Source organism: Flavobacterium collinsii (assembly GCF_902804485.1).
Taxonomy (GTDB): Bacteria; Bacteroidota; Bacteroidia; order Flavobacteriales; family Flavobacteriaceae; genus Flavobacterium; species Flavobacterium collinsii.
Genome location: NZ_CADCST010000077.1, coordinates 52,056 through 67,678 on the forward strand (window position 1 = coordinate 52,056; position 15,623 = coordinate 67,678).

Consider the following 15,623-nt stretch of genomic DNA (forward strand, 5'->3'; position numbering starts at 1 on the left):
TAGAAATGATAGCAAAAATCGGAAGAGGCAGCAATTTATATGGAGCTTTGTCATATAACCACCTTAAAATAGAGAAGGAAAATGGGCAAATTATTTTTGCAAATAGAATAATTGAAACACCTAGCGGACATTATTCCGTTGCACAATTAGTCCAATCTTTTGAACCATATCTGCTGGCAAACCGTAATACCGAAAAACCAACTTTACATATTTCACTCAATCCCGATCCAAAGGATAATGTAAATGATGAAAAGTTCAGACAGATTGCCCAGGAATATATGCGCGAGATGGGTTATGCAGAACAGCCTTTTGTTGTATTCAAACACACAGATATTGACCGTACTCATATCCATATTGTATCGGTTTGCGTGGATGAAGAAGGTAAAAAAATTTCAGATAAGTTTGAAAAAAGACGGTCTATGAGCGTATGCCGTGAGCTGGAGAACAAATACAAGCTGGTATCGGCTACGGAGAAAGAACACAAACAAAAAGACCAGATTTTCCGTCCGGTAGATTCCAGAGCAACTGATATAAAAAGTCAGATAGCTTCGGTAGTGCGACATCTGCCGAATTATTATCAATACCAAACCCTGGGAGAATACAATGCTTTACTTTCCCTTTTCAATATTACAGCCGAAAAAGTAGAGGGCGAATTGCAGGGACGGCTGCGGCAGGGTTTATTGTACATTCCTTTAAATGAAAAAGGCGAAAGAGCCGGTCATCCGTTCAAAGCTTCCTTATTCGGAAAGAATGCGGGGTTACCAACTTTAGAATTGTATTTTACAAAATGCAAAGAGACTTTAAAAACTCATCCCGCCAAACATACATTAAAGTCAGCCATTGACATTGTACTGAAATCAACAAGTGATGAATTGAGTTTTAAAAAGCAGTTAGCAGAACTAGGCATTAATGTAGTGTTACGTAGAAATGATACAGGACGTATTTACGGAATAACTTTTATAGACCACAATTCTAAAACGGTTTGGAACGGTTCACGATTAGGAAAGGATCTTTCTGCCAATACATTTAATGATTATTGGAACAATAACATCAAACCCTACATTAAAGAGTCGGTTGGATTACAATCAAAATTTTCAAGGTCGCATGAACCAGATTTTCCTGCAGAGGAACCTCATCACTTATTTGACTTCTTAAATACTACAGAAAAACACGAAGACGGTTTAATTGAAGCATTAGGCGGTTTATTACCCGAAGCACAGGATGAAGATTACGAACAACAGGATTTTGCCAACAAAATCAAGAAGAAAAGAAAACGTAAAAAGGGTCAATAATGTTAATTTAGGTAAGACACTTTCACTGACGGTATATTTTATTAACTTTATATCCCTGAAAATCATACTTTTATGACTATTTCATTAATGTATAAGTTATTAATCCAAAAATAGATATAGTATGAATTGGAATAATCCTGATGCTTATCCTGGAAAAAGCGAAGAAGAATATACAGATCGAACAAACGAGGAGGTACAATCATCCACTGGGCTCCTATTTATGCTTGTTGGGCTTTTCGTTTTCATCTTAAAAATGGCTGTTGCTTTTGGTATGTTCATTTATGCCGGATATTCCCTGACCCAAAATATATTGGGAGAAGATATTAATAAATTCAAAATTTGGAGTTTCACCGTATTGTTTACTTATTTGATATTCTGTATCATCTATTTCCTAAAAGGGTTTATCATCGGATTGCATTCAAAGAACAGAAAGTTATGGATATTGCCATGGGTAATCTGTATAGTATTGTGCTGCGTTTTCCCAGCATTTGTAGTAAAAGCGATGGTTGCCAGTATGTTTAAATCAACGGAACAGAAGGATATATTATGTCTGGGACTTAGTTGGGGAGCATTTGTAATTTCTTTCTTTTACATCTATAATATTTATCAATTCAAAACGCCAACAGCTCCTGGTATTTTATATTGGAGTTATGCTTTAGGATTTAGAATATCCCTATGAGAAAAACTTTGAGTTTATAGTCAACCACTACCACCTACTGCCAAAGACTGCCACATTCTTATAGCTATTCCTTATAGTCTTTAGATTAACACCCAAACATTTAAGAATTTAAAATGCAGGGTGAAGACGATTTAAGAGGACTTGCTAAGATTATGGCATTTATGAGAGCGGTAAGCATTCTCTTAGTGCTAATGCACCTTTATTGGTACTGCTATGGTTTCTTTTTGGAACATGGTTGGACATTGAAGGTTATCAATAAAATTTTAGGCAATTTTCAACGAACTGCAGGTTTGTTCTCACATACCCTGTACACGAAAGTTTTTGCAGTTGTGTTATTAGCTTTGAGCTGTCTGGGAACCAAAGGTGTCAAAAATGAGAAAATTACCTGGCCACGAATCTATACCGCTCTTGGTCTTGGTTTTATACTCTTCTTTTTCAATACACCTCTTTTAAGTCTTCCTTTAAAAACCGCTGCATTCTTTTATGCTTTTACATTGGGTCTGGGATATATAACCCTGATGATGGCAGGTTTATGGATTAGCCGCTTACTGCGAAACAACTTAATGGATGATGTTTTCAATATGGAAAACGAAAGCTTCCAGCAGGAAACACGGCTCATGCAAAATGAATACTCGGTTAATCTGCCAACAAAATTTTATTACAAAGGAAAATGGAACAATGGCTGGATTAATATAGTCAATCCCTTTAGGGCTACCATTGTGCTTGGTACTCCTGGATCAGGTAAGAGTTATGCTATTATAAACAATTATATCAGGCAACACATAGAAAAGGGGTTTTCGATGTATATATATGATTTTAAATTTGATGACCTTTCCACGATTGCCTACAATCATTTAATAAAGCATGCTGACAAATATAGTGTAAAGCCAAAATTTTATGTCATCAATTTTGACGACCCCAGAAAAAGCCATCGCTGCAATCCTCTCAATCCTGATTTCATGACCGATATTTCTGACGCTTACGAAGCGGCTTATACTATTATGCTGAACTTAAACAGAAGCTGGATCCAGAAGCAGGGAGACTTTTTTGTGGAAAGCCCCATAATTCTTTTAGCGGCAATTATATGGTTTCTTAAAATATATGATAATGGTAAGCATTGTACTTTTCCACATGCTATTGAGTTATTAAATAAAAAGTATTCGGATGTATTTACTATTCTTACCTCCTATCCCGAACTGGAAAATTATTTATCGCCTTTTATGGATGCCTGGCAGGGAGGCGCACAAGACCAACTGCAAGGTCAGATTGCATCAGCCAAAATACCATTGTCCCGTATGATCTCCCCAAGTCTTTATTGGGTGATGACTGGTGATGATTTTTCATTGGATATCAATAATCCCAAAGAACCAAAGATTCTATGCGTAGGAAATAATCCTGATCGCCAAAATATCTATTCTGCTGCATTAGGTTTATACAATTCACGTATTGTAAAACTCATCAATAAAAAAGGGCAATTAAAAAGTTCAGTCATTATAGACGAATTACCTACCATATACTTTAGAGGCTTGGATAACCTGATAGCAACTGCAAGGAGTAATAAAGTGGCAGTATGTTTGGGGTTTCAGGACTATTCACAGTTAACAAGGGATTATGGGGACAAGGAGAGCAAGGTAATTCAGAACACCGTTGGCAATATTTTTAGTGGTCAGGTTGTTGGTGAAACTGCCAAAAGCCTTTCGGAGCGCTTTGGAAAGGTGTTACAAAAAAGGCAAAGTATGAGCATCAACCGTAATGATACATCTACTTCAATTTCTACACAATTGGACAGTCTCATTCCCGCATCTAAAATTTCAACTTTGACACAAGGTTTGTTTGTAGGTGCAGTATCAGACAATTTCGATGAACGTATTGAACAGAAGATTTTCCACGCTGAAATTGTTGTTGATAATGAAAAAGTTGCCGCCGAAAGCAAATACCATCAAAAGATACCGGATATTCTGTCATTCATAGATAATAATGGAAAAGACAATATGAAACACGATATAGAAGCCAATTACCGTCAGATAAAACTGGATATAGTTCATATTATCGACACCGAACTGGAACGCATCAAAAATGATCCTGACTTACAGCATTTGGTACCAAAGGATAATCGTAAAAAGGATACATAAAGTAAAACATCCGCCGTTTGCAATCCCGCGAAGTAATCTTTTCCTAATAAAAACTTTTTAGATGATTTATAAAAAAACCTGTCTAACATTAAATCGAACTACATACTTACAGAACAAATTCAACCCAAATTAGTTCTATTGGAAACATTTTGTAAACAATAGACGCAAGTTTTCGAATGACAAAAATTTAACTAATAAAAACAATTACGGAAAACCGTAAAATTTACTTTTTATTAAATATTATCTTCACAATCAATAAGAAAGGAGACAATGAAAAAAATTGATTTACACATTCACACAATAGCTTCGATAAGCTATTACCCGTTTTTTTAGCTTAAATTTACTTAAAGAATATGTTCAAAAATTGGAAATTGATTGTATCGTAATTACTAACCATAATCTTTTTAATAAAATACAATTTGAAGAAACATCCAAAAAAATCAACTGCAAAAGTGTTTCCATACCGAAATTGTTGTGGATAATGAAAAAATTATAGCAGAAACCGAAACTCTTCAAAAGATGATACAGAATCAATTATTTGAAGACAAAACAGAAGAAGACAACATTATGAATAATATACACAAGTTATGTCTCATCTATGACGAGAAATCATTAACCACAACAAACCAATAAGGATGACAGATAGGACCGCTATTGATACAATAAAAGGCTACTTTTACCAATTTGATTTTACTATTGTAAAATTATTAGAATTAGATAAAGATACTGATGCGATTATTGTTGAAGGAATTGAAGACGTCGAAATAAATTCCGCAACAGAAGAAATAGCTATTCAGTGTAAATATTATGCCAAGACAGAATACAATCATTCCGTTATTGCAAAACCTATCCGCTTAATGCTTGACCACTTCAAAGAAGTACTAAACGGAACTAAAAAAAGAATAAACTACAAACTCTATGGATATTTTCAATCAGGACAGACAAAATTAATTTTGCCTATAGACGTAACTTTTCTCAAAGAAAATTTCCTAACGTACTCAGAAAAAAAAGTAAAATACTATCATCATACAAAGCTTGGTCTCACTGATTCACAATTAAAAGATTTTCTTTCTCTCCTTAATATTGATATTTTAGCTTTAGAATACCAATCCCAAGTTTCCAAAATTTCGGCCATGTTAATGACACAGTTTAGTTGTCAGGCTTTTGAAGCTGAACATTTTTTTTATAACACTGCTCTCAAAGTGATAAAAGACATAGCTGTCGAAGGAAACATTGGAAATAGAAAAATTAGTAAATCTGAGTTTCTGACTAAAATTAATTTCAAAAGAGTATTGTTTAATCAATGGTTCATTGCCTACAAGGGAGAATCAAAATTATTTGCAGAATTAAGGTCTCACTATTTCACAGGTTTAAATACCTCCTCCTACGAACGTCTTTTCATAATAGAGGTCCCTATTGCAAAATATTTAAGATCAGAACTAAAAGATTTAATCTTATCCATTTCAAGAAAGTGGTCCAAACTTTCTGCCCGAGAGCCAAATCCATTCTGTCCTTATATTTACTTGCATAATATACCTCCACAAGAATTACTGGAACTAAAAAAAGAACTTTTTTCAGAAGGTTTTTTATTTATCGATGGATTTGATTTTGACGGTTCAGAATTTAATCCAAAATCAATATCTAAGGTAGCTAATAGCGTCAATTCTATTAAGCTTAAAATTCTTAACAAACTTGAGCATATTGATTTAACAGTTAATGAAATAAGTAAAACGAAAGAGATTTATCAATTTTATAATAGCAGACCTTTTTTTAGTAACATATACCCAAATGTTAAACAAGTAGAAATTCAATTTTCACAATTAACGGACATTAAAAAAATTATATAAAGATGGCAGAAGAAGTTGAAAAAATAAATGCAGAGGTAGTTGCAGTTTATCCTGATAAAATAAAAGTTGTTGTTGATAATCTTGAAGATTTCCGATTAGCGGGAGAAACTCTTCAGGTTGGTTCCTACCTTAAAATTTCGGACAATGAAAACGCTATTTTGATGGCAATAATTGAAAACTTTTCTATTATTGTAAATGAAAAAGGTAAACGGGATTATGCAATAGAAGCATTTCCATTAGGAATGATTAAGGATGGAAAATTTATTAGAGGTGGTGATTCATTAGCAATTCCACCAAAGAAAGTTGAACCAGCAACGGAAGATGAAATAAAAAAAATATACGAGCAATCTATCGAAGCAAAAGAAAAATTTACTTTTGCTTCGCTATCGTCAAATTCCAAAATTCGTATACCTGTAAATGGAAATAAATTCTTTAATAAGCATGTTGCAATAGTTGGCTCAACCGGTTCCGGGAAATCGCATACGTTATCTACAATTATACAAAAAGCTGTTTCAGAAAAAAATGGAGACTTTTCAATTAACAATTCTCACGTTATCATATTTGATATTCATTCTGAATATAAGTCGGCATTTCCCGCAGCTAATTTTATCGACATAAAAAATCTTGTATTGCCGTATTGGCTTTTAAATAGCGAAGAACTTGAAGAGTTCTTTTTAGACACAGAAGCAAATGATCATAACCAAAAATTTATATTTAAAGAAGCTATTGTTTCAGATAGAAAAAAACACTTCAAAGGAACAGAACCAAACAAAAAGAAAATCCATTACGATTCTCCATTATATTTTGATATTGATTATGTTTTAGAATTCGCAATAGCAAAGAACAGTGAGTTAGTTGATTCAGGTGAAGTTTATGCAGCCAGCAATAAAGAAAAAGCTGGTCAGCCAAAGCTTACGAATGGAAGTTTAAACGGAAAACTTACCAACTTTGTAAATAGATTAGAAAATAAAATAAATGACAATCGACTTGACTTTTTACTTTCACAAAAATCTAAAGACATAACTTTTGAAGAAACATTAAACCAATTAATAGGTTATCAATCTGATAAACAATCCAATGTGACGGTTATTGACTTGAGCGGCGTTCCCTTTGAAGTCCTTAGTATCACTGTCTCATTGATTTCACGAATGGTTTTTGAGTATGGCTATTTTTACAAAAGACTAAGAAATACCAAAGACCCAAATGAAAAAATAAATAATGACATTCCAATTTTACTTGTTTATGAAGAAGCCCATAAGTATGTTCCAAATAGTGACTTAGTAAAGTATCGGTCATCTAAAAAATCAATTGAAAGAATTGCAAAAGAAGGTAGAAAATATGGTATAACTTTACTTCTTGCAAGTCAAAGACCATCTGAAATTTCAGAAACAATTTTTTCCCAATGCAACAATTTCATAGCTATGCGTTTGACAAATCCTGTTGACCAAAGTTATGTAAAAAAACTTCTTCCAGACTCATTAGGATCTCTAATTGACACAATGCCATCGTTAAAACAGGGTGAAGCGTTGCTTGTTGGTGAATCAATTATTTTACCCTCTATTGTTCAAATTGACAGATGTGCGAACGAACCATCATCTAATGATATACCATATTGGGAACTTTGGAAAGAAGAATGGAAAAACATGAGTATTGAAGAAATAAAAAATGAATGGTATTCTTAGACAGATAGGCATCAAGACATAACAGTAGTTAACTTACAATTCACTTGATGTGAATTGTAAGTTATAAATTTGACTTTAAATGTATGGTAGGTCTTTCCCTCATCTGAACTCCTTTACTATTAATTTTTTCATTCTCCTCTTCAACTATCTGCTCTTTATTATCAGGAGTAATTGATAATTGTATTTTCCTCTCAACCGCAGCCAATTCCGTTTTGAGTTCACTTAACCTGCTTTCCTTCGACCATATACTGGTGACCACTTCCTGAAGTATAGGCAGATCTTTTTGCAGTTCACTAATTTTCTTTTGTTCCTGCTCAATATAGCCTGGTAGTTTTTCTAGTGCACTGAGGAAATTCAAAGCTGCTGTTTGCGGATCTTTAGCTATGATACCATTATTGTAAGTATACTTAATATTGCCTTCTCCCTGAACCAAAAAACGATTGACTTTTATATCCACACCCTCTTTTTCCGACATTTCAGTTTTGACCAATAATGTAAAACCGTATAGACTGCCAATATCTTCATATTGACCTCCCGTACGCGCTTTTTCCGCAATCTCGTTGAGTTTAGTTCCGATCTGTTTCATATCGGTATTCGATGGTAAACCATCCATTTTTACAGGGTTGGCAATGGTACCGTCTGAATGCTTTTGTAAACGCTGCTGCAGGTTTTCCCAATCTAGGTTCATCCGTTCCAGACGTAATTGAGTTGATTCCAGTGTAGCAGTTATATCTTCAAGCTTGTATTTGGAACTGAATTTGGAACGGTTGAACGATTGCTTTTCGCTTTCTAGCCCGGCAACTTGTTTCTCAAGTTTTGCTTTGTCCAACAGGTCTGTATTTCCAGATAGTATGGCTACATATTCAGAGAAATTCATACCCGATTTTTCATCCATACTGCCTTCATCTATGGTACGCTTACCGAGACTGTTGTTTTTCAATTGGTCTATGAAAAGCTGTTTATTGTACAACAGGTTGAATTTATAACTGTCCAGTGATTTTTCTACAGCATAGATAATCACATCGACCTTATTATCAGCAAAGAATTTGGCAATTTCGTTACCTTTACGAACAGCCCTCCCGTCACGTTGTGCAAGATCACTTGGCCGCCAAGGTGTGTCTAAATGATGAACAGCAACAGCTCTTTTCTGTGCATTTACACCGGTTCCAAGCATATCAGTCGAACCAAATAGTATTCGAATTTTTCCTTCATTCATACCATCGATCAGCTCCTTACGCTGCTTATCATTTTTGGCTTCCTGAATAAAACGGATTTCATTTGCCTGAATGCCATGGTCTTCCACGAGCTTGCGTTTTATTTCTGAATACACATTCCATTCTCCCGGTTTATAAGTCCCTAAATCAGAAAAAACGAACTGTGTTCCTTTCTGCTGGTTGAAACGTTTGTAATATTCAGCCAATTTTGCCGCGCAATGTGAAGCTTTGTTATCGGGATGATCTTCATATTTACTACTGATCATCCGCATATCCAATGACATTTTACGGGCATAATCCGTTGCAATCAACATCTTGGCTTTCTCTTCATTTGGAGAAAGCGGAGCTCTTCCCAACAATATTCCGTTTCCTGATTTGGCAAACTCCATAAGGTTTTTAATAAAAACCTCTTGCTGTGGTGTTGGCGGAATGTTATAAAGCAATTCGTTTTTTTCGGGGCGGTCGATACCTATATCTTTAGCAGTTCTGTAATCCGTAATTTCTGAGTAGAATTGTGCCAGTTCCGGTACTTTGATAAAGTAACGGAAACGTTCTTTCTGTACGATATTATTGGCTACTGAAAATTCATAATCGGTGGTTTTCCTTGCATAGATCGCTGCCCAAGCATCAAAACAATTGATTTCCTGTTTTTCCAGAGCTTGCGGACGAAGGTATTTGAATAAAAGATACAGTTCCGTCAGCGAGTTACTGATAGTTGTCCCTGAAAGAAAGGTTGCGCCCAAATCCTTTGCGGTACGCTCCTGAATTGTACGAATGGCAAAAAGCAGGTTCATAGCCTTTTGGCTTCCCTGCATATTTCCCAGCCCGGCAACCCTGTCATGACGGGTATTGAACATCAGGTTTTTAAAACGATGGCTTTCATCTACCAGTAAATGGTCAATACCCATCATTTTGAAATCGACCATATCGTCTTTTCGGTTTTCGATGTCGTGTTCCAATGTTTTAAGTTTAACTTCAAGATTTTGTTTCCGGACGATAACTCCTTTAAGCATTCCCCTTGAAATTTCTTTACCCTGTGCTTCCAGAGCGGCAAGATTATCCTGAACACTGTCCAGTTCCCTTTGTAGAATTTCCTTTTGCATTTCAGGGGATTGTGGTATCATACCAAACTGGTCATGAGTTAGTATTACACAATCCCAGTCATTGTTCTTGATGTCACCAAAAATCCTTTGTCTTTTCGCCGGGGTAAAGTCTTCTTTTCCTGGATACAGAATTTTAGCATGAGGGTAAGCCTTACGATAGGTTTCGGCAATCTCATGAACGTTTGCTTTTAATCCCATTATCATAGGTTTGTGCACCATTCCCAAACGTTTCATTTCCTGGGCAGCTATGCACATAATGAGGGTTTTCCCTGCACCTACCTCATGATCGCAGATTGCTCCTCCACTTAGTTTTATCATCCAGACTGCATCTTTTTGACTTGAATACAGATCTTCAATTCCAAGTGCTTTTCTATCAAGTCCCGGAAATTCCTGATGGCTTCCGTTGTACTGCGGGCGCAAAAAGCAATTAAAGGTATCGTTGTACTGAGTGGTCAGCCTATCTTTGAACTCATCGTTTTGGGCGTGAAGCCACTCTGTAAAAGCGGTACGGATTTCATCAATCTTGGTATTGGCCATTTGTATGGCTTCCATATCCCTTACTTTGACTTCCTTATCATCAATTGTAATACTCTTTGTTATATCCGGTGTTGTATTTACTAAGGCATGTTTTAGTAGTGCAATACCATCATAGGTACGGCTCTGTGATTTTACCGCATATTTATCCCATATATGCACATTCTTCTGATCGCATTTTATGTTAAAATCGTCGCTACTTTCCGAATATTGAATTCGCACATCTGTATCAAAAAGATGCGACGCGAAACGGACATATATACCTGAAGGTATCCAACGCTCACCCAGATTAAAATCAAGTTCTTCAAATGCTATGCGTCTTGGCCTGGCTTCTTCTAAAGCGGTAAGACTTTCCTTTGCCTGAGTATCATCGGGATTACCTTCAAGGTAGGCATTCATTTCCTTTGCTTTTTCTACCACGTTTCCTGCTATCCACTGCTGGGATATTTCGTATTGCTTTTGGAATGGATTGTAGAAAATTTGTCCATGCAAAGCTTCTTTTAAATCATCGATATTCATACCACTAATGCCCGACATATAATCCAGATCCACATTGCCGTATTTGTTCAATGATGAAGCCAGTGCTTCATCAGGATTGTCCGTTGCCAATTTGGTTATGGAAAAACTAACGGGATGTTGGAATATATCAGCCTTGTGAACCACACCTCCAACAACACGCTCCAGAAAAGGGATTTCTTTACCGGAACTGTCGGTTTTAATAAGCTTTATGTTTTCCGCATTATTCAGATTACCGTACTTTTTTACAAACGTATCGTATAATTTGTTGAGGTTTTCTCTTTCTTCTCTATGATCAGTTTGCAGTTGTGCTTCTTTATGATAAAGGTCTAAGTAGCAATCCCGCACCGAAATGTAGGCTTCGGCTCTTGCTTTCTGTACTGATGGCAATTGCAACGGATGGAACATTACCTGCTCCATATTACTATCTAAATCTTTGAGATAACCCACCCAGCCTTTATCCATCACAAGGCAATCACTGCGATGAAAAGATTGAATTTCTTGAGTATAAAATGCCGGTTCAGGAATAGTATTGATGACAGCTGCCGTTTCAGCCTGAACATTTCCATTTACACTGGAAAACAGATCCCCAATGACTTCCTGCTTGTTGCTTGATTTATCTCCTTTTTTGGGTACGATAGAATCAGAAGACGTATAAGCTTGCTGCATCACACCAGTAAACAGGTCGAGTTGGTTTGCCCGATTACTTCTATTTCTTTTAGGTTGTTGTTTTTTAGTTTTAACAGGAGCAGCAACAACTCCCATATCTTCAAACAGGTCAAAAATGCTCAATTGTTTTTCTTCTTTTTCTGCAATACTAATATTTGTTACTGGCGTAAAGAATGCCTCTGTTTCCTGTTGAATGATTGCCGGTTCTTTGGTGAGAGATGTTGGTGTTACCGGAATTGGTATGACCGAATTATTAGTGCGTTCGCCATCATACAATCCCATATCCAGCCGGTTGGAGAAATCTTCCAAAAGCATGTTTTTCAGATCTCTTGCAATGCCTTCCACCCCATCTTTATGCTGATAGATAATTGCTGGTTGTCCATAAGGATCAGTACTTAACTTGCTATTTGTATGTACAATTCTTGTGCTGTCTTGAAACAGTGCATTATTTGGAATATTGTATTGGGTTATTTGACTTTGACAAAATAATTCTTCGGCTTGTGTCAAATTTTGCTTAGCTGTATTTTTTTGTAGAATTATAAGATCGCTTCCGACTTCCGTACCTGCATAGTCCGTAAACAGGTTGTTAGGCAGCCTGACAGCAGAGATGAGGTTGTTGTCCTGCATTAATGCCTTGCGAATGATTTCATTATTTGGTCTGTTCAGCACGCCTTGTGAAGTGATAAAAGCGAGTATGCCTCCATCACGGAGCATATCGGTTCCCTTCAGAAAAAAATAATTGTGTATACTTCGCGCTGCCTGCACCTTTGCCGGATCTCCACCTCTGGAATATGAAAGGTCAAATACGGAAGTATCACCGAAAGGAATATTACTGGCTAATATATCATAGCTTTGTTTTTCTCTTTGAGATATTTCTTCAAAACCGTTTATTCGAATGGTATCGTCAGGATAGAGCTGCTTTAAGATCTTGCCCGTAAGCACATCCTTTTCATAAGCAGTTACCTGTACTTGTTCTTTAGCTGTTAAGGATTGGATAAATGAGCCAATGCCGGCGGAGGGTTCCAGAAAGTTCCGGATGTTTACACCATTTTCATGTAAGGAATTGAAAATGGCATCAATGACTAATGGCGGGGTATAAAATGCCGTCAGTACGGAACTTCGCATACTGTCCACATACCTGTGGTATTGTTTTTCATCAACATCGTTCTCTTTTAAAAGATAATGAAGTTCTTGCGTGAGTGGAAAGAGTTCGTGTTCGGTTTTTTTCCAATGATTGATGTCAATTTGGTTTTGTGCCGGATTCAATATAAATTTAAGACCGCCAAATCCGCTGTATTGCATCATTAGCAGTCTTTCATCTGTGGAGGCTTTTCGGTTCTCCTGTTCAAGTCTAAAAGCAACTCGCAGGGCATCAATATTTTTTTGGAGATGCTGCCGTTTATTGAAGCCCATTTTCTTCTATCCAAATGGCTATGGTTCCTGTCAGTTCTGTGTAGAGCAGATCAAAGTCCATAGAATATGCAAAGTCATCTGTCAATTTATAGTTGGCAAAAACAGCTTCGCAAACAGTTATCATCCTCAGAGTGAAGGGTCTTAGTTCTTCGTCTGCCATTCTAGTATCAAACTCATTGCAGACTACTTGAAAAATGGTGTCAAACCTGGAGAAGTGTAATCCTTCGAAAAGAATGTGTTCCGCAATCTTTTCACATTGGATAATGGAATTTCCTGCTTTAAAAGCACTTTCATAGGCATTGGCTGCCCAGCCTGAACGCTGGTCAATGAATTTCACATCATGTGCTTTTTCAGGAAAGCTGGTGTTCAATAGTTCTTGTAGTTTCAATCTGAAATACGAAAGGTCTTTTTGTCGTGGATTCATACTATATTTTGTTTAGAGTTGCTTTGGTTATTATTTCTTTATTGCTTTAGATATTTCAAATTCAAAGGAACTTTCTGCTTCATCATTGAGTACGATATAAGCATCGAATTTCTTTCCTGATTTGCTTTTCAATCCTTTAATAAGGGAGGTTTTGCCTTTAATCACAAGACTTTCAATGTCCGTTATACTTAAATGTACACCGCACACGGTTCGGAATTGTAACCAGTTACAGGATTCATCAGGACATTTGATAATTTTGTCCCTGATTACCAATTGTTGTTTTTTACACTTTGGGCAAACTAGCTCTGGCAGATTGTTTTGTGCAATTGGTGTTTGCAGTAGTTCATTGGTAATCGCTGTAGCATAATCTTCTATTTCTTTTTGAAAATCTCCGGCATCCGCCTGGTTATTTTCAATTTTTTGTAAAATCAGTTCCCACTCGGCAGTCATGGCTGCATCCGCAATTTTCTTTTCTTTGATTAGTTCATATACCTGCAATCCTTTTGTAGTTGGCAGCAGGGATTTATTTTCCCTTATAATATAATTACGGGTAAATAAGGTTTCAATAATAGCGGCCCTTGTGGCGGGTGTACCGATACCGATGCTTTGTAATGCCTTGCGTTCCTCTTTGTTCTCAATTTCCTTTCCTGCATTTTCCATAGCAGATAAAAGTCCGGCTTCTGTATAAAGCACAGGCGGTTTGGTTTTCTTTTCCAGAATTGAGACGTCTTTGATTTTGAGTTCATCCGCTTTTTTAAGTTGAGGAAGTTCCTGCATCGGTTCGTTGTCATCTTCAGAGAAACTTCCTTTGATCAGACGCCAGCCCGGATTTATTATTTTACAGCCCTTAAGTGTAAAATCATAATGTAAAACTTCTAAAGAAATATCGGTTATTTCTTTTGTACAGGCCTCTGAAATTGCTTCCAATATTCGAAGGACAATCATATTGTAAACCGCATTTTCCTTTGCCGGTAATGTCAAAGGAATTTTATCTGTAATCAGCAGACCATGATGATCGGTAACACGCAAATCATTCACTATACGTTTATTAAAATGACCTAATTTCAATTTGTTTACCGTTTCCCTGAAAGTTGTCATATCCTGCAAAGCCCTGACTAAATTGGGTATTTCAGCCCACATATCTTCAGGAATGTACTTGCTTCCGGTACGTGGATAGGTAATAAATTTCTTTTCATAAAGGCTTTGGGCAATATTCAGGGTTTCCTCAGCTGATAGGTTCAGTTTTTTATTGGCTTCTTTTTGCAGGCCGGTAAGATCAAACAGTAAAGGCGGTTGTTCGGTCACATTTCTAGTTTCTATGGATGTAACTATAGCGGTATTATTGTTTCTTTCAATGGACTTCATCGCATCTTCTGCCTGTTTTTTATCATCCCATTTGTTTTTGGAAAGGCTTTTGAAGTCTGCGAAATCCTTTATATGTGACAATTGTATTTGCCAGTATTGCTGTACTGAAAAATTTCTGTTTTCCAGATATCGCCTGCAAATTAAAGCCAGTGTAGGTGTCTGCACTCTTCCGAGTGAATAAACACCATCCCCTGCTGCAATTGAAAGTGCCTGCGAAGCATTGATCCCAACCAGCCAGTCGGCTCTGCTCCTGCCCTGTGCTGCCAGATATAATCCGTCAAAATCACTTCCGGGTTTTAGGTTCTCAAATCCTTTCTGGATTGCTTTTTCAGTAAGTGAACTGATCCAAAGACGTTCAAAAGGTTTGTTGCATTTCAAATACTGGTAGATATAGCGGAATATCAATTCTCCCTCACGTCCGGCATCGGTAGCTGCAATAATCTTTTCGCTGCGGTCAATAAGCTCTTCAATTATTTTGAGCTGTTTTAACGCACTCTTATCGGCAATATAGCTTTTGTCTTTTTTAACTTTGCGTACCGTTAATAAAAAGGGATTGGGCAGTATTGGCAGGGAGGATTTCTGAAATCCGGAAATACCGTAATCCTCAGGCATACCCAATCCTATTAAATGCCCAAAAGCCCATGTAACAAAATAACCGTTACCTTCTATGTAGCCGTCCTTTTTTACGTTCGCTCCTAACAAGCTGGCTATTTCCCTAGCCACACTTGGTTTTTCTGCAATAACTACTTTCAT

General features: G+C 36.6%; 8 protein-coding genes. 5 read left to right on the top strand and 3 right to left on the bottom strand.

Going from position 1 to position 15,623, the window contains the following annotated elements; translation table 11 throughout:
• Positions 1-5 precede the first annotated feature (5 nt).
• The 5 genes from mobB (at position 6) to FLA105534_RS09065 (ending at position 7,632) form a co-directional block, all read left to right on the top strand.
• On the top strand, positions 6-1,292 hold the full coding sequence (gene mobB / locus FLA105534_RS09045) for a conjugal transfer protein MobB (RefSeq protein ID WP_173965786.1): 1,287 nt from the start codon (positions 6-8) through the stop codon (positions 1,290-1,292).
• A gap of 121 nt (positions 1,293-1,413) precedes the next feature.
• The gene (locus tag FLA105534_RS09050) at positions 1,414-1,971 is read left to right on the top strand and encodes a hypothetical protein (protein ID WP_173965787.1); all 558 of its coding nucleotides are present in this window, start codon (positions 1,414-1,416) and stop codon (positions 1,969-1,971) included.
• A gap of 113 nt (positions 1,972-2,084) precedes the next feature.
• Positions 2,085-4,103 carry a conjugal transfer protein MobC gene (gene mobC, locus FLA105534_RS09055; protein WP_173965789.1) on the top strand — a complete coding sequence of 673 codons (2,019 nt, stop codon included), beginning with the start codon at positions 2,085-2,087 and terminating at the stop codon, positions 4,101-4,103.
• 635 nt (positions 4,104-4,738) lie between these two features.
• On the top strand, positions 4,739-5,950 hold the full coding sequence (locus FLA105534_RS09060) for a DUF4297 family anti-phage-associated protein (protein ID WP_173965790.1): 1,212 nt from the start codon (positions 4,739-4,741) through the stop codon (positions 5,948-5,950).
• A gap of 2 nt (positions 5,951-5,952) precedes the next feature.
• Positions 5,953-7,632 carry an ATP-binding protein gene (locus FLA105534_RS09065; RefSeq protein ID WP_173965791.1) on the top strand — a complete coding sequence of 560 codons (1,680 nt, stop codon included), beginning with the start codon at positions 5,953-5,955 and terminating at the stop codon, positions 7,630-7,632.
• A gap of 61 nt (positions 7,633-7,693) precedes the next feature.
• Here FLA105534_RS09065 and FLA105534_RS09070 read toward each other — a convergent pair whose 3' ends face one another.
• The 3 genes from FLA105534_RS09070 to FLA105534_RS09080 are packed head-to-tail and all read right to left on the bottom strand — an operon-like array spanning position 7,694 to position 15,623.
• Positions 7,694-13,081 carry an N-6 DNA methylase gene (locus FLA105534_RS09070; protein ID WP_173965793.1) on the bottom strand — a complete coding sequence of 1,796 codons (5,388 nt, stop codon included), beginning with the start codon at positions 13,079-13,081 and terminating at the stop codon, positions 7,694-7,696.
• Positions 13,068-13,505 carry a DUF1896 domain-containing protein gene (locus tag FLA105534_RS09075; protein ID WP_173965794.1) on the bottom strand — a complete coding sequence of 146 codons (438 nt, stop codon included), beginning with the start codon at positions 13,503-13,505 and terminating at the stop codon, positions 13,068-13,070. Before FLA105534_RS09075 ends, FLA105534_RS09070 begins: the two co-directional genes overlap by 14 nt.
• Before the next feature lie 30 nt (positions 13,506-13,535).
• Entirely contained in the window at positions 13,536-15,623 is a 2,088-nt protein-coding gene (locus tag FLA105534_RS09080) for a type IA DNA topoisomerase (protein ID WP_173965796.1), read from the bottom strand.